The 15,523-nt window shown below is 47.9% G+C and carries 15 protein-coding genes; 12 read left to right on the forward strand and 3 right to left on the reverse strand.

Annotated elements, in window-relative coordinates; genetic code table 11:
* Positions 1-35: 35 nt before the first annotated feature.
* Complete coding sequence (hutC, locus tag N7E60_RS06885; protein WP_269598488.1) at positions 36-740, reverse strand: histidine utilization repressor; 705 nt, start codon at positions 738-740, stop codon at positions 36-38.
* 252 nt (positions 741-992) lie between these two features.
* Here hutC and thrS point away from each other — a divergent pair, with 252 nt between their 5' ends.
* From thrS to N7E60_RS06925, 8 genes are all read left to right on the forward strand, one after another.
* Positions 993-2,921, forward strand: a complete 1,929-nt coding sequence (gene thrS, locus N7E60_RS06890; protein ID WP_069587636.1) for a threonine--tRNA ligase — start codon at positions 993-995, stop codon at positions 2,919-2,921.
* A gap of 84 nt (positions 2,922-3,005) precedes the next feature.
* A complete protein-coding gene (infC, locus tag N7E60_RS06895; RefSeq protein ID WP_456300287.1) occupies positions 3,006-3,470 on the forward strand; it encodes a translation initiation factor IF-3 in 465 nt (154 codons plus the stop codon).
* A gap of 95 nt (positions 3,471-3,565) precedes the next feature.
* Complete coding sequence (gene rpmI / locus N7E60_RS06900; protein ID WP_069587638.1) at positions 3,566-3,760, forward strand: 50S ribosomal protein L35; 195 nt, start codon at positions 3,566-3,568, stop codon at positions 3,758-3,760.
* A 38-nt stretch (positions 3,761-3,798) separates the two neighbouring features.
* Positions 3,799-4,152: a 50S ribosomal protein L20 gene (rplT, locus tag N7E60_RS06905; RefSeq protein WP_069587639.1), complete on the forward strand. Its 354-nt coding sequence runs from the start codon at positions 3,799-3,801 to the stop codon at positions 4,150-4,152.
* A 255-nt stretch (positions 4,153-4,407) separates the two neighbouring features.
* Complete coding sequence (locus N7E60_RS06910; protein WP_269598489.1) at positions 4,408-4,818, forward strand: hypothetical protein; 411 nt, start codon at positions 4,408-4,410, stop codon at positions 4,816-4,818.
* Between the two features lie 61 nt (positions 4,819-4,879).
* The gene (locus tag N7E60_RS06915) at positions 4,880-5,824 is read left to right on the forward strand and encodes a phosphotransferase (RefSeq protein ID WP_269598490.1); all 945 of its coding nucleotides are present in this window, start codon (positions 4,880-4,882) and stop codon (positions 5,822-5,824) included.
* Positions 5,821-6,108, forward strand: a complete 288-nt coding sequence (locus tag N7E60_RS06920; protein WP_269598491.1) for a hypothetical protein — start codon at positions 5,821-5,823, stop codon at positions 6,106-6,108. The genes N7E60_RS06915 and N7E60_RS06920 overlap by 4 nt, the downstream gene beginning before the upstream one ends.
* Positions 6,108-6,911: a PhzF family phenazine biosynthesis protein gene (locus N7E60_RS06925; protein ID WP_408642343.1), complete on the forward strand. Its 804-nt coding sequence runs from the start codon at positions 6,108-6,110 to the stop codon at positions 6,909-6,911. Before N7E60_RS06920 ends, N7E60_RS06925 begins: the two co-directional genes overlap by 1 nt.
* Before the next feature lie 111 nt (positions 6,912-7,022).
* On the opposite strand, the gene N7E60_RS06930 is transcribed toward N7E60_RS06925, so the two are convergent.
* Together N7E60_RS06930 and N7E60_RS06935 are read right to left on the reverse strand one after the other, a co-directional pair.
* Positions 7,023-8,411 carry a peptide MFS transporter gene (locus tag N7E60_RS06930; protein WP_069587649.1) on the reverse strand — a complete coding sequence of 463 codons (1,389 nt, stop codon included), beginning with the start codon at positions 8,409-8,411 and terminating at the stop codon, positions 7,023-7,025.
* A 354-nt stretch (positions 8,412-8,765) separates the two neighbouring features.
* Positions 8,766-9,794: a lipoate--protein ligase gene (locus tag N7E60_RS06935; RefSeq protein WP_167314371.1), complete on the reverse strand. Its 1,029-nt coding sequence runs from the start codon at positions 9,792-9,794 to the stop codon at positions 8,766-8,768.
* 373 nt (positions 9,795-10,167) lie between these two features.
* Between N7E60_RS06935 and pheS the strand changes: the two genes are divergently transcribed.
* The 4 genes from pheS to N7E60_RS06955 all read left to right on the forward strand — a co-directional run bounded on the left by pheS (position 10,168) and on the right by N7E60_RS06955 (position 15,492).
* Entirely contained in the window at positions 10,168-11,151 is a 984-nt protein-coding gene (gene pheS, locus N7E60_RS06940; protein ID WP_269598493.1) for a phenylalanine--tRNA ligase subunit alpha, read from the forward strand.
* Positions 11,152-11,170: 19 nt separating this feature from the next.
* Positions 11,171-13,573 carry a phenylalanine--tRNA ligase subunit beta gene (pheT, locus tag N7E60_RS06945; protein ID WP_269598494.1) on the forward strand — a complete coding sequence of 801 codons (2,403 nt, stop codon included), beginning with the start codon at positions 11,171-11,173 and terminating at the stop codon, positions 13,571-13,573.
* A gap of 407 nt (positions 13,574-13,980) precedes the next feature.
* Positions 13,981-14,277 carry an integration host factor subunit alpha gene (gene ihfA, locus N7E60_RS06950; RefSeq protein WP_077456133.1) on the forward strand — a complete coding sequence of 99 codons (297 nt, stop codon included), beginning with the start codon at positions 13,981-13,983 and terminating at the stop codon, positions 14,275-14,277.
* Between the two features lie 174 nt (positions 14,278-14,451).
* The gene (locus N7E60_RS06955; RefSeq protein ID WP_269598495.1) at positions 14,452-15,492 is read left to right on the forward strand and encodes a succinylglutamate desuccinylase; all 1,041 of its coding nucleotides are present in this window, start codon (positions 14,452-14,454) and stop codon (positions 15,490-15,492) included.
* The last annotated feature ends 31 nt before the right edge of the window (positions 15,493-15,523 follow it).

The raw sequence follows: 15,523 nt of genomic DNA on the forward strand, positions 1-15,523 counted from the left end.
GGGGATGTAAAGGTTTTGTGATCGATTCGATCTAATTATCGATCGGTGCGTGAAGTCAGCTTGTAACGAGCGCCGGGATGGTAGAGTAGTGCCGCACTGACCAATGTTTGTTGGCTCCATGTTCTCCTATGCAGCAACAAGCACGGCTCGTCGGCTTTCATCGCTAGCGCCTGACGGACCGAATCCGAGGCAATGATCGCTTCTACCGTGTGTTCAATGGTATTTACTGGACATACCTGCGACAGGTACTCGTTGGGCGTGTGTTGACTAAAGTCTTGATGCAGATAATCGGGGGCCAATGCAGGATTAACCCACCGTTGCTCTAGCTGCAGAGGGACATTATCGGCGTAGTGCACTATCTCACTAAAAAAGACGTCAGTGCCAAGCATGACACCTAGGCGCATCGCGACATCTGCAGAGGCCGATATCCGTTTTAGGGTGCGAATATCACTACGATAGGTTTGGCCTCGCGCCGTTACTTCATCAGCAATGTTGCGGATATCCATTAGCGGCGATTCTGCTTTGGGTTGCGTAACAAATGTGCCTAGTCGCGGTGTACGCTCTAGCCGGCCTTCGTTTACCAAATCGCGTACCGCTTTATTCACTGTCATGCGACTTACATTAAACTGCGCGCAGAGCTCATGCTCAGTAGGAATACGCGCGCCCACAGGCCACACTTGCTGCTCAATCTTATTTACGATGTAGTCTTTGATTTGCTGAAAGCGGGGCGCTTTGGCCATGCGTGATCCTTTCATTGTTTATTGTGTATACAAATGAGCATTGATGAAGTTTATAACAAAATCAAGTGACTGGCAGGTGCAAATGGGTTGATAAGGACGAAAAGAAAAGGGAATTAATTGAGGGGATGACTTGCATCACAAAAGCGGTATCTTCATAATCGACGCTTACTTATTCTGCGCGGTTATTCTCAAACCGTGAAATACATTCATGTGCCACTTGGTGTGTGGCACCACTGAGAAGGATTGTTATCAATGCCTGTAATTACCCTCCCTGACGGCAGTCAGCGTGCTTTTGACCACCCCGTTTCTACTTTTGATGTTGCCAGTGATATTGGCCCAGGCCTTGCCAAAGCGTGTATTGCCGGTCGTGTAGATGGCGTGCGTGTTGACGCTTGCGACCTTATTGAAACTGACGCACAGCTAGAAATCATTACTGCGAAAGATGAAGACGGTTTAGAAATCATCCGTCACTCGTGTGCCCACTTGTTAGGTCACGCGATTAAGCAGCTTTTCCCAGAAACCAAAATGGCGATTGGTCCAACCATCGACAATGGTTTTTATTACGATATCGATCTTGAGCGGTCGTTGACTCAAGACGATCTCGATGCGATTGAAAAACGCATGAAAGAGCTGGCGAAAACTAAATACCAAGTCGTTAAGAAAAACGTCAGCTGGCAAGAAGCTCGCGATACGTTTGAAGCGCGCGGTGAGTCATACAAGATGGAAATCTTGGATGAGAATGTATCACGCGACGACCGTCCGGGCTTGTATCACCACGAAGAATACATTGATATGTGTCGTGGCCCACACGTGCCAAATATGAGCTTTTGTCAGAACTTCAAAATTTTGAACGTAGCTGGCGCGTACTGGCGTGGTAACAGCGACAACAAAATGCTGCAGCGTATTTACGGCACAGCATTTGCGGATAAAAAGCAACTTAAAGCACACCTTGTGCGTCTCGAAGAGGCCGCGAAGCGCGATCACCGTAAACTGGGTAAGCAACTTGACCTGTACCATATGCAGCAAGAAGCGCCCGGGATGGTATTCTGGCATCACAATGGCTGGACGATCTTCCGTGAGCTTGAGCAATTTATTCGCGACAAACTGACTGAGTACGATTATCAGGAAGTTAAAGGCCCATTAATCATGGACCGTATCTTGTGGGAACGTTCTGGTCACTGGGACAAGTACGCTGACTACATGTTTACCACTAACTCTGAAAACCGTGAATATGCACTCAAGCCAATGAACTGCCCTGGTCACGTGCAGATCTTTAACCAAGGCTTGAAGTCATATCGCGATCTGCCATTGCGTATGGCGGAATTTGGTAGCTGCCACCGAAATGAGCCCTCAGGTGCACTGCACGGTCTCATGCGTGTGCGTGGCTTTACCCAAGACGATGCCCACATCTTCTGTACGCCTGAGCAGGTTCAGCAAGAGGTAAGTGCGTGTATCGAAATGGTTTACGATACCTACAAAACATTTGGCTTTGAGAACATTGAAGTCAAACTGTCTACACGTCCTGAAATGCGTGTTGGCTCAGAAGAAATGTGGGATCGTGCCGAAGAGGCGTTAAACCAAGCACTGACCTCAATGGATATTCCATTTGAAGTTCAAGAAGGTGAGGGCGCGTTCTATGGTCCGAAAATTGAGTTTACTTTGCATGACTGCCTCGATCGCGCTTGGCAGTGTGGTACGGTGCAACTCGATTTTGCCCTACCAGAGCGTTTGAGCGCCACTTATGTCGGCGAAGATAACGAACGCCATACGCCAGTGATGATCCACCGCGCTATCTTGGGCTCATTGGAACGTTTCATCGGTATTCTTATTGAAGAATACGCAGGACACTTCCCTGCATGGCTCGCACCACAGCAAGCGGTTGTGATGAATATCACGGATAACCAAGCTGATTATGTGCAAGAGATTGCGAAAAAACTGCAAAAAGCTGGATTTAGAGCATCTGCGGACTTGAGAAACGAGAAGATTGGCTTTAAAATCCGCGAACACACTCTGAAGCGTGTTCCGTATATGCTCGTTTGTGGTGACCAAGAAATGGAAGCTGGTGAAATCGCAGTACGGACCCGTAAAGGTAAAGATTTGGGTAAATTCAAGATTGATGATTTCTTAGCTCAATTGAAGCAAGAAGTGCAAGATCGAACACTCAATATTGTGGAGGAATAAGGTATTAAAGGCGCAAGAAAAGCCCCGGCAAAGAAGAACGCTCATCGTCTAAACAACGAAATTCGTGGTGTCAAAGAAGTTCGATTGTCTGATGACAGCGGCGAACAACTCGGTATCGTACCCTTTGATGAAGCGCTTGCGAAAGCGGAAGCTGAAAGCTTAGATTTGGTCGAGATCAGTCCGAACGCTGAGCCGCCGGTTTGTCGTATTATGGATTACGGCAAATTCCTTTACGAGAAGAGTAAAGCTGCGAAAGAGCAGAAGAAAAAACAAAAGACTATTCAGGTTAAGGAAGTTAAATTCCGTCCTGGTACAGATGTAGGCGACTATCAGGTAAAACTACGCAACCTGGTTCGCTTCATTGAAGAGGGTAACAAGGTCAAGGTTACAATCCGATTCCGTGGTCGCGAAATGGCGCACCAAAGCATCGGTGTTGACGTGCTGAACCGCTTGAAAGAAGACACTGCTGAAATCGCTTCAGTAGAAAGCTTCCCTTCACGCATCGAAGGCCGTCAAATGATCATGGTTCTTGCCCCTAAGAAGAAGTAATTTTGGCTTCCAAGTAACGATCGGCTGCGCCGAAAGGTGCGGCCGTTTTGTTCGCCAAATTGCTATGTTATTAACACAATGCGGAGTTATTCATCATGTCTAAGATGAAATCCAACAAAGGTGCTGCTAAGCGTTTCAAGAAAACTGCTGGTGGCTTCAAGTACAAGCGCGCAACCAAACGTCACATCCTGACTAAGCGTACTACTAAGAACAAGCGTCAGCTGCGTCCAAACGCGATCCTACCAGCGTGCGAAACCGCGCAAGTAGCTCGCATGCTGCCATACGCATAAGTTTTTAGTTTTAGTTTATTTAGTTTAGGAGAGACACAATGGCTCGCGTAAAACGTGGTGTACAAGCTCGTGCACGTCACAAGAGTGTAATGAAGCAAGCGAAAGGCTACTATGGTGCGCGTTCACGCGTATACCGCGTAGCTTTTCAGGCGGTAACGAAAGCTGGTCAATATGCTTACCGTGACCGTCGCCAGAAGAAACGCCAATTCCGTCAACTGTGGATCGCACGTATCAACGCTGCGGCTCGCCAAAACGGTATGTCATACAGCCGTCTGATTAACGGTCTTAAAAAGGCATCTATCGAAATCGATCGTAAGATCCTTGCCGATATCGCGGTATATGACAAAGCAGCATTCTCTGTGCTGGTAGAAAAAGCGAAAGCTTCACTGTAATTTTTACAGTAAAGAATTGCTGAGAAAGGAGAGCTTCGGCTCTCCTTTTTTGTTATTGATATGTGTCTAGATAATTGCACTTCGTGCATATTAAAATGAGTGATGGGTACACCATCTCACTAAAATACCGTGGTATATTGCTTAGATAATAAGTTGCATAATGCCTTCGCACTTTAAGTAGGCAAAGTTTCACTGACGCTTTGTTGAGCTATTAAATCTTCATCGGCCTCCGGCCTTAGTTAGAAGGGTAATAGCATGATAACTGTAAATAAGTGGGAAGCATTTTCTGATAGCTTCAAGCAGAGAAATACCTACGCTGTTGGGCAGGCCATTATAGACACAGTGAAATCGAGACTTGCTGAGTTAGACAATCTCGGGGTAGTACTTGAGGTAGCAGCACTACTTGAATCAAAGCGAGTATTAAAACCCGGTGGCCGGCTGATTGTGATGAGTATGACCCAATACAGCATGAGTTTATTCCAGCAGATTGGACTCATGTATCGTTATATCAAAATGTACGGTAACAAGCCTGCTGGTGCGATAAAGCTCACGCCGAAAGGAACACAGCAATATCTTGATGCGGCGATGTTTGAGGATGTTCAAATCGAAGTTCTAGGAGATGGAGTAAAAGCGTTGTATGCAGAAGCAGTGAAAGCGCGCCGTTAATGACAGACTTTCGGAGCTAGGAGGGCTACTCATCAATGCTAAAGATTTACATAGACTGTTAATGCATTGGCCTTACATCGGTCAGTGCTCGTCTATTGAAGAAGTCGAATGCGGGGCAGTGAATGTTACGTACAAGATTCATGCTAGGCATACTTACTTTTTACGTTGTTATCTAACCTTAACTGACGAGCAAATCTTACAGTCTCATCAGATTCAGCGCTCGTTAGCGGTCCAGCTGCCGTTTGTGATTACTCCTTGCTTCACGGACAAAGCGTTAACGTTAATCAAATTTAATGGTGCATCTTACGCGCTGTACCCTGCTGCTCATGGGAACTCTGTGAGTAAACTCTCGTCAGTTCAGGCTAAATCGGCAGGTTTTGCGCTCGCACTCGTGCATAGTGCGCTTGTTCAGCATGATGGTAGCGCCTTTCCGTCTATTACCCTTAGTTGGGAAAAAGAGGCGTGGCTACTCAAACTGGAAGCGATCATCAAACGAATTCGTCAGGCACCTACCAGTGTTGACAACTACTGGGCAATGCGCCGTGCTGAAAAACAGCAAGAGTACTTAGCGAATAACAACGGTGTGCACCAATACAAAATAGCCACTCAGCGTCAGCTAATTCACGGCGACTACCATCAGGCTAATCTCTTTTTCGATAGGTATAGTGCAGTGTCAGGGCTGATTGATTGGGATTTATTGCAGAATATGCCACGTGCCTATGATGTGATTCGCGCATGTGCATATATGTTTCAAATGGATCCTCTGCTATCAAGTGCCTTTATTGGTGGCTATATGTCGCAATTACCATTGACTGGCGAGGAGCTGATAGATGGAGCCAGAGCTTGGGGTATATATGCGGATCATCATATTTGGCCGCTAGAGCAGGTGTACTTACACAATAATGTTGCTGCAAAGCGCTTTATTCCTCATCAGGAATTTCTGCCTTTTTCTCAGCAGTGGTGTCGTGTCGCTCACCACCTCAAAAACGATAAGGATATACGATGAACCAATACGTCTTTTTTTGTCAGCCTAACAACTGTGACCAGTTTACTTACTTGATCAAGGAATCCCCCAGCTATCTTGCTGAAAAAGAAGCATTGTTAGAGCAGGGATTGATCATCGAAGGAGATGTGATTGTTGCTGATTGTGCGGAGACTGCGATTGAAAAATTCCGCCAGATTAATCTCAATGCAATCGAGGATTACATTCAACACGATCCTATCGTTGGCTTTACGACCTTTATCATGGAAATGTATCATTCGCTGCGTCGCCGGCTTGGAGCTAAATGATGATTGTCGATATCTATCAAGTTGATGCCTTTAGTGCGTCATTGTTTCAGGGAAATCCGGCAGGGGTGTGTATCTCGGCGTCCATGTTGGATGAAGCAACTATGTTGGCCATTGCTGAGGAAATGGCGGTCTCTGAAACGGCATTTCTTGCCTTGGATACCATGTCTTTACGCTGGTTTACACCGAAAGTTGAAGTCGCTCTCTGCGGGCATGGCACACTCGCCACAGCACATGTTTTGGCTGAGCGTGGTGAGGTCAAAATGGGTGACAGCGTCACTTTTAATACGCAGTCTGGGCCTCTTGAGGTGACGGTAAAACGCGAGGGGATAGCGATGGCATTTCCTGTTCCTGAGCTTGCAGAAGTAACGCCAAACCCATCGCGACTAGAAGCTTTAGGTCTACATGGCTCTGTTATCCGCGCGAGTTATTGCTTTGGTGAAAAAGAGCTATTGGTGGTTGATTCTGAAGACGATGTAAAAGCGCTGTCTCCGGATTTTGCGGCGCTAAATACGCAGCCTGGACGTGGCGTGGTGGTGACTGCGGCAAGCTCTGATAATACGGTCGATATTGTCTCTCGCTACTTCGCCCCTTGGGTGGGAGTGAATGAAGATCCCGTGACAGGTTCGGCGCATTGCGCGCTGGCAGTGTATTGGTCACAAGCGTTGAGTAAAAAGCAGCTTATCGGTTATCAAGCGTCCACGCGCGGTGGGCAGATCAAGATGACGCTTAGCGAAGACCATGTGTTGCTACAAGGCCAAACAGTGACTGTATTCAGCGGAAAGCTGGATTTAAGCAAGAAGTAGTCATTTATTTTCCCCGCGGTATATTTTCAAGGCGCAGAATAAATTCCTCCGCGGTTAATAGCCACAAAAAAGAGGCCAAATGGCCTCTTTTTCAGTGGTGAAGTGGGTGTATTACGCCACTTGTACTTGTTGTTGTTCGATTTCTTCACTTGGTGTGGCACCAGATTCAGCACCGTGCATCCAACGAATTAGCGTGCCAGATAGCGCCAATAAGATCACACCGGAAATCGCGGCTGTTGCTGCAATACCACCGAAGATGGCCATGGCACCGTAATCGCCCACATGTGAGCCAATAATACCTGCTACATAGTTAGCGACTGCATTAAAGCCAAACCATGCACCCATCATTAGCGAGGCCAAACGTAGTGGTGCAAGCTTGGTGACTAGCGATAAGCCGATTGGAGAGAGACAAAGCTCGCCCATGGTATGGAAGAAGAACGCGCCCACTAGCCAGAACATAGAGGTTTTAACCGCCGTGTCGCCACCTTGTTCTAAAACGGCACCAATCATGAACACAAATCCTAACGCGAGCATAAATAGCGCCATCGCAAACTTCACGGGTGAACTTGGCTCTTTACTGCCCAAGCGAACCCATAGTGATGCGACAATTGGGGCAAACACAATGATGAAGAATGGATTAAGCGATTGGAACCAAGCCGCAGGGATCTCAAAACTCCCCACCATACGATCTGTGTATTGTTGGGTATAAATATTCATCAGTCCGCCTGCTTGCTCGAAGCCAGCCCAGAAAATGATCACGAACAAGCCCATCAATAAAATCACTTTGAGGCGATCGATTTCTTTTTTCGTCAATGGGGCATTGGTGGTCGACTTATTGGCGTCTCGCGCTTGCTGTGCGGCGGGTACTTTACCGATTTCGCCCAGCCATGAGTTCGCCATGGTAAGCTGGATTGCCAAACTGATTAGCATACCAACGCCTGCCGCGAAGAAACCGTATTGCCAACCGTAAGCACTCGTCACTGTACCAGAGACAAAACCGGCGAGCAGTGAACCAATATTGATCCCCATGTAGAAGATGGTAAAGGCACCATCTCGGCGGTGATCGCCTTCGTTATACAGGTCGCCAACCATGGTTGAAATATTGGGCTTTAACAGGCCACAACCAGTGATCAGTAAGGCAAGACCAGCATATAAGGTATGCACGATATCCAAGCCATATTGGTGAGCGGGAAATGCAAGGGTGAACTGACCGATGGCCATTAAGGCACCACCGAACACCACCGCACGTCGCTGACCAATATAGTTGTCGGCAAACCACCCACCAATTAATGGTGTGATGTAGACCAAGCCTGTGTAGTAGCCATAAAGCTCAAGTGCATCTTTGGTTGACCAGCCTAAACCACCGTTAATGGTCTGATCGGTCAAATAAAGGACGAGGATGGCGCGCATCGCGTAGTACGAAAAGCGCTCCCAAAGCTCAGTGCCAAAAAGCAAAAATAGCCCACGAGGGTGGCCGAGTATATTCTTTTGGTTTTCCATAACTATCTAATTATTCACTTAAAGTTTTTGTTGGGTCTGCATTTCGTCATTTGGCGTGCAGTACGTCGCCAAGAGGGAGGGTTGTGGTTAGGTGAGCTCCTTAAATGTAATTTGTAACAAAATATTTAAATCTAGAGTAATGGTTTTTTACCAAAATTAAAATCTATTAATCAATCTCTTTATGAGTCATTTGATTAACTTTCGAGCAGGTAGTTGAAATATTGTGTTCTGATGATTTCAAAAAAGGCTGCCACCATCATAGTTGGTGTAGCAGCCTCTTAAATCTTTGAGTGGGATCAAAAGAAGGGTGTTTATGTGACGTGTGTCACTATGAAGAGTGCGTTTGGATAGAAATCAGACAATAGCGTTACGTAGCCACAGCGCAATATCTTCGTACATAGTTTGGTGGCTCTGATCGGCATCAGCCCAGCTCATCACAAAGTGATAAAGCTTTTCGTGGTGATACGCTTGCCCCACCATTTGATTGGCCAGTAATTCTAACGGACCGGGCGTCAGGCTGTCGGTAAACAGTTTACAGTCCACAATCTCACCGTGTTTGACGTCCAAGTGTAGCTCAACGCCACCCCAATCAAATCGCTCGTCAAAGGTGTGCATAAATTGCGGACTTTGGCCAAAGTTCCATTCCCAACTGCATTGCTTCTCGTAGATAGCATCAAACCCTTCGACGTCAGGTTTTGCTTGGGGAGAAATGTATTCAATCTCAGTGTGCTGACCAAAGTGCGCGAAGAATGCTTGTTTGATGGCGTCACAGACCTTTTCGTGATCCACCGATGGCACAAACTCCGCAATGTTAGCGACGCGAGCGCGGACTGACGTAATGCCTTTGGCTTGCAGTTTTTTGGGGTCGGGGTTGAGGTAATCACCCAATCGAGATAGATCGGCGTTAATCAACAATGTGCCATGATGAAAACCACGATCTTTGGCTTCTTTATACGCCGAGCCAGAAATTTTACGTTGTCCTTCAGGGGTGTCCATAACCAGGTCGTTGCGTCCACTGGCGGAGGCATTCACGCCAAGCGACTTGAGCGCATCAAGGACGATTTGCGTAGAAATGGATTTATCATAGCCGGGTTTGCCTGCCATGAAGGTGAAATTGGTATTGCCGAGATCATGAAACACTGCGCCACCGCCACTTTGACGACGCGCTAAGACCACCTTGTCTTCTTCCATCTTTCGCGTATTACATTCGCGCCAAGGATTCTGACCGCGTCCAATGACCACCGTATTGTCATTGCGCCACAAGAACAGGACATTTTGTTGGGCCGACATGGTGCGAAATATGGTGTCTTCCACGGCAAGATTGAACCAAGGGTGAGTGGACGTAGATACAAAAACGCGCAGCGGCAGAGAGTTAGGGTTCATGCAAGGCTCCAATCAGTCAAAAAGCTGGGCAGTAGAATAACAAACTCACTAAGGCGAGCGGGAACAAATAGCAATAAAAATCATCTCCGAGTGTCGCTGTGACTGACAACTCTGCTTAAAGAGCAGACAAATTTACTTTTTCTCCGCAAATCAGTGTGGAAAAATCCAACAAAAGCGGTTTAGGGTTTGGCATTAGCCGTGGCATTAATTAGTATGTAAGGTCATTTTTATTACCCGTTCTCTCAGTTAATTGGCATGGTAGTGCAAATCGGCGCTCTGTCAGTTTGCTCAGACAATTGGTAAACCACGATTTCCAACTGGTATGCCACTTCTTTAATCTGGTTGGACAGCCCCACGGGTCGACGAGGAAACAATGCAACAATTAGAAGAAATTCTTGCTAGCGCAACAGCGGCGATCGCCAGTGCCGCATCCGTTGCTGCACTGGATGAGGTCCGGGTGAAATTCCTGGGTAAGAAAGGTGAATTAACCGCGCAATTACAAGCTTTAGGTAAATTGCCTCCGGAAGAGCGTCGTGAAGCAGGTCAAACGATCAACCAAGCGAAGCAAACCGTACAACAAGCGATTGCTGAGCGTAAAAATGCACTTGAGCGCGCCGAGTTGGAAGCGAAGCTTGCGGCTGAAACCATTGATGTCAGCTTGCCGGGCCGTCGTATTGAAAACGGTAGTATTCACCCTGTAACGCGTACTATTGAGCGTATCGAACAGTTTTTTGGTGAGTTAGGCTTTTCTGTTGCCGCTGGCCCAGAAGTCGAAGACGGCTTCCACAACTTTGATGCGTTGAACATTGCTGCGGACCATCCGGCACGCACAGACCATGATACTTTCTTCTTCAACCCTGATCTGATGTTGCGAACCCATACCTCGGGTGTACAAATTCGTACCATGGAAGCGGGTAAGCCACCGTTCCGCATTATTGCGCCGGGCCGTGTTTATCGAAATGATTACGACCAGACCCATACCCCCATGTTCCACCAAGTGGAAGGTTTATTGGTTGATAAAGACATTAACTTCGCTGACCTGAAAGGCGTGTTAAATGACTTTTTGCGTAACTTCTTTGAAGAAGACTTAGAAGTGCGTTTCCGTCCGTCTTACTTCCCGTTTACTGAGCCGTCAGCAGAAGTGGATGTGCGCCGTAAAGGTGGCAAGTGGCTTGAGATTTTAGGCTGTGGCATGGTTCACCCGAATGTCCTACGTGCGGTAAACATTGACCCAGAAACGTACCAAGGTTTTGCCTTCGGTATCGGGGTAGAGCGCTTGACCATGTTGCGTTATGGCGTGAATGACCTTCGTGCGTTCTTCGAGAACGATCTGCGCTTTTTGAAACAATTTAAGTAATCAGTGGGGCAAGGTAATAATGAAATTCAGTGAATCTTGGCTGAGAGAGTGGGTTAGCCCAGCAAACGACACCGAGGCGCTTGCCCACCAAATCACGATGGCCGGCTTAGAAGTAGACGACATTGCGTCAGTGGCCGGCGACTTTTCCGGCGTAGTGGTTGGCGAAGTGGTTGAGTGTGGTCAGCATCCAGATGCGGATAAACTGCGTGTCACCAAAATCAATGTTGGCGGTGATGAGCTACTTGATATTGTATGTGGTGCGCCAAACTGTCGCCAAGGCTTGAAAGTTGCAGTAGCGACCGTTGGTGCGGTCCTTCCTGGAAACTTTAAGATCAAAAAAGCGAAGCTGCGTGGCCAGCCATCGTTCGGGATGCTGTGCTCTTTTACCGAGCTAGGTATCGATGTGGAATCTGATGGCATTATTGAGCTGCCGACCGATGCACCGATTGGCACCGATATTCGTGAATACTTGTCACTCAATGATGCTGCGATTGATGTTGATTTGACCCCCAACCGTGCTGATTGCTTGAGCCTGCGTGGCCTCGCTCGCGAAGTGGGCGTGCTTAATCGCGCCGATGTAGCCGAGCCGACCATTACTCCAGTGGCACCTAGCATTGATGATAAAGTCACGGTACGTATTGATGCGCCTCAGGCATGCCCACGTTACCTCGGCCGTGTCGTTCGCAATGTCAATGTTGACGCACAAACACCGCTTTGGATGCAAGAAAAACTACGTCGCAGCGGCATTCGTGCCATTGATCCTGTTGTTGATGTCACCAACTATGTGATGCTCGAACAAGGTCAGCCAATGCACGCGTTTGACCTCAGCAAAATTGAAGGCGGCATTGTCGTGCGTCTTGCTGAAGAGGGCGAAGCACTGACCTTACTCGATGGCAACGAAGCGAAGCTAAATGCGCAAACACTGGTAATTGCCGATGACCAAAAAGCCTTGGCGATGGCGGGGATTTTTGGTGGTCAAGACTCAGGTGTGACGACGGAGACTCAGGACATCTTACTAGAGTCCGCCTTCTTTGCGCCTGAAGCCATTCGTGGTCGTGCACGTAACTATGGTTTGCATACTGACTCGTCACACCGCTTTGAGCGCGGCGTTGATCCAGCACTGCAAACTGCGGCAATGGAGCGTGCGACTGAACTATTGATCGCGATTTGTGGCGGAGAAGCCGGTGAAATTGTGGTGGGTGAGTCATCTGAGCATCTACCTAAGCGTGACACTGTGACTTTACGCCGCGAGAAGCTTGATCGCCTACTGGGTCATCATATCGACGATGCCACCGTTACCGACATTCTGACCCGTCTTGGCTGTGGCGTCACACAGACGCAGGAAGGTTGGCAAGCGACAGCACCAAGCTGGCGTTTTGATATTGCTATTGAGCAAGACTTGATTGAGGAAGTGGGCCGTATCTATGGATACGACAACATTCCGACGCGCGCACCGAAAGCCGCACTGACTATGCGCGAGCATCAAGAAGCCGCGATGCCGCTAAAACGTGTACGCGATTTGTTGGTTGACCGTGGCTTCCACGAGGCGATTACCTACAGCTTTGTCGAGCCAAAACAGCAAGCGTTGATTGTGCCAGATGTTGAGCCGCTAATCCTACCAAGCCCAATTTCTGCAGACATGTCAGCCATGCGTTTGAGCCTGCTTCCGGGGCTTTTGAATACGGTGGCGTACAACCAAAAACGCCAACAACCGCGCGTGCGTTTGTTTGAGTTTGGTTTACGTTTCACTCCAGAAGGCGATATGACGGGTGCTGTTCGCCAAGAAAATATTCGTCAAGAGCGTATGCTTGCGGGTGTGATTGCTGGTCCTCGTAGCGAGGAGCACTGGGATATGGCAACGGCGACAGCGGATTTCTTTGATTTGAAAGGCGATCTTGAAGCTGTGCTTGAATTGAGCGGTAAGTTGTCTGACTTCCGTTTTGTCGCCGCCAAGCATCCAGCGATGCACCCGGGTCAAACTGCTGCGATTGAATTGGATGGCAAGGTCGTTGGCTATATGGGCACCTTACACCCAGAGCTTGAGCGTGAGTTTGGCTTAAATGGTCGTACCGTGGTGTTTGAGATTGAGTGGCAAGCCATTGACAGCCGCTTTATTCCAGAAGCCGCTGGCCTTTCTAAATTCCCAGCAAACCGCCGTGATATTGCGGTGATTGCCGACCAAACACTCGCGTCTGGTGACGTAGTAGCTGCGTGCTTGGAAAGTGGTAATGCGTTGGTGAAAGGGGCGAAACTGTTTGACCTCTACACTGGCAAAGGGGTGGAAGAAGGCAAGAAAAGCTTAGCGATTGCCCTTACGCTTCAGTCTGATGAGCGCACGCTGGAAGAAGCCGATATTAGCGATGCCGTGTCTGGTGTTGTGGCCCATTTATCAGAGAAACTGGGCGTAACTTTGCGTGATTAATCCCACTCTGATTAGAAAAAAGCAGCGGAAACGCTGCTTTTTTTATGCCTAATTGATCTAACATCTATCCGTTTGAAAAGCTGAGTAAATTCACTAAATCTGTATAAAATCCGCTCAGATATTGATAAATTTGCATAAAATCAGTCACTAATGGATATATGCAAATAGCGTGACTAAAATACGCGTGGTAAGTGGCTGGTAACAAAGGTCAAATTTTTGGACACTGTTCTTGCTTTTGCAACTTAAAAAAGTTGGCGCAAATCAGCCAGTTGGCATACACTTGTTTTGAGTTGGTCCTCAAATATCCCTAAAATACAAGGGCTAAAGACGTGTGGACCACGTGTAGAATGGTGGTGTCGATACTGCGGTATTGCATATGTGTTCAACAATTCTTGAGGGAAAAACCTATGGCGCTCACTAAAGCCGATTTGGCTGAGAACCTGTTTGAAAATATCGGGATTAGCAAACGGGACGCCAAGGAGACAGTCGAAGCGTTTTTCGAAGAAGTTCGTAAAGCACTCGAAAGTGGCGAGCAGGTGAAATTATCGGGTTTTGGTAATTTTGACTTGCGAGACAAGAATGAACGTCCCGGTCGAAACCCTAAAACAGGGGAAGATATTCCAATCACTGCGCGACGCGTTGTGACGTTTCGACCTGGCCAAAAATTAAAAGCACGGGTTGAGAACGCCGAGGTAGAGAAATAAACAGAGCGTTACTCGTGCCAGTGGTGACGATGCCACGCATAAAAAGCCGCGGACCGAAAGGTTGGCGGCTTTTTAATTTGTCTATACATGATCACACTGTGAAGGGAAAACGCTGGGTTTATCGGTTAAGTCGCTGTAACGTTTTGTTGTCTAGTTGTAATAAAAGGAAGCGTTATGCTGACAACACGTCCTGGTGCCTTTATTGATGCGGCATTGACTGCACCTCACGCCTTTACCCCAGACTCATGGCGAGTTGGCTCGCTGGCCTTCAATCACAGTGCGCCCGGTATTATCTCAATCCAACCCGATGCGGCCAACGTTTCCCGTTGTGTGGTGCTATCGTCGGGGATCCATGGAGACGAAACTGCACCGATTGAACTGATTGATCAGCTGCTCGCGGATATGCTCGCAGGGCAATTTACTCCTGATGTACCACTGTTACTGATCATTGGTCATGCTGAGGCGATTAAAGCGCACACTCGTTTTATTGAAGATAACCTCAACCGCTTATTCGGAGGCTGGAATGAGGAAAAAAACGAAGAGCACTACCTTGCCAACCAGCTGCAAAAAGCGGTGAGCGATTTCTTCGCAGCTCAACCGGATAACATGACCCGTTGGCATCTCGATTTACACAGTGCGATTCGTGAGTCCTACCACTATATGTTTGGTGTGATCCCAACCACGCCGACCGAGAAAGACGTACGCCCATTGGCCGCATTACTCAATGACGCGAAAATGGATGCCACTGTCCTGTCTCAATCACCCTCACCAACCTTTAGTTGGTATAGCGCCAATCACCATGATGCGCTGGCTGCAACCTTAGAAATGGGCCGTGTGGCGCCGTTGTTTGAAAATGATATGCGTGAGTACGAGCCACTTGATCGCACCTTACGAGGCTTGTTAAAAGCCGCTACGTTACCGACTGAATTGGCGCCGATGCGCTTTTACCGCGTGACTCGAACCTTGACCAAGCACAGCGAGCAATTTGCACTCACGTTTCCCTCCACCGCCAAAAACTTTACACCGTTTGAAAAGGGCGTGTTATTGGCGACCGACAAGGAACAAGAAATTTATGCTGAACACGACGGTGAAGTGGTGATCTTTCCAAACGCGAATGTCCAAGTGGGTCATCGCGCTGGGTTGCTTGCCACACCGTTTGAAGCCGATGCGAGTCAGCCACTCTATGTGCATGTACCACAAAAAGCCACTGCGTAGCGCTTTTCAAGCCTCACGCCAGTCTGTAAAG

The organism is Salinivibrio proteolyticus (assembly GCF_027286365.1).
Lineage (GTDB): Bacteria > Pseudomonadota > Gammaproteobacteria > Enterobacterales > Vibrionaceae > Salinivibrio > Salinivibrio proteolyticus.

Coding starts and splice junctions, on each gene's coding strand:
- ihfA (WP_077456133.1), top strand. CDS start 13,981: ATGGCGCTCACTAAAGCCGATTTGGCTGAGAACCTGTTTGAAAATATC.
- pheS (WP_269598493.1), top strand. CDS start 10,168: ATGCAACAATTAGAAGAAATTCTTGCTAGCGCAACAGCGGCGATCGCC.
- N7E60_RS06930 (WP_069587649.1), bottom strand. CDS start 8,411: ATGGAAAACCAAAAGAATATACTCGGCCACCCTCGTGGGCTATTTTTG.
- rplT (WP_069587639.1), top strand. CDS start 3,799: ATGGCTCGCGTAAAACGTGGTGTACAAGCTCGTGCACGTCACAAGAGT.
- N7E60_RS06925 (WP_408642343.1), top strand. CDS start 6,108: ATGATTGTCGATATCTATCAAGTTGATGCCTTTAGTGCGTCATTGTTT.
- N7E60_RS06910 (WP_269598489.1), top strand. CDS start 4,408: ATGATAACTGTAAATAAGTGGGAAGCATTTTCTGATAGCTTCAAGCAG.
- N7E60_RS06920 (WP_269598491.1), top strand. CDS start 5,821: ATGAACCAATACGTCTTTTTTTGTCAGCCTAACAACTGTGACCAGTTT.
- N7E60_RS06955 (WP_269598495.1), top strand. CDS start 14,452: ATGCTGACAACACGTCCTGGTGCCTTTATTGATGCGGCATTGACTGCA.
- rpmI (WP_069587638.1), top strand. CDS start 3,566: ATGTCTAAGATGAAATCCAACAAAGGTGCTGCTAAGCGTTTCAAGAAA.
- N7E60_RS06915 (WP_269598490.1), top strand. CDS start 4,880: ATGCATTGGCCTTACATCGGTCAGTGCTCGTCTATTGAAGAAGTCGAA.
- thrS (WP_069587636.1), top strand. CDS start 993: ATGCCTGTAATTACCCTCCCTGACGGCAGTCAGCGTGCTTTTGACCAC.
- N7E60_RS06935 (WP_167314371.1), bottom strand. CDS start 9,794: ATGAACCCTAACTCTCTGCCGCTGCGCGTTTTTGTATCTACGTCCACT.
- hutC (WP_269598488.1), bottom strand. CDS start 740: ATGGCCAAAGCGCCCCGCTTTCAGCAAATCAAAGACTACATCGTAAAT.
- pheT (WP_269598494.1), top strand. CDS start 11,171: ATGAAATTCAGTGAATCTTGGCTGAGAGAGTGGGTTAGCCCAGCAAAC.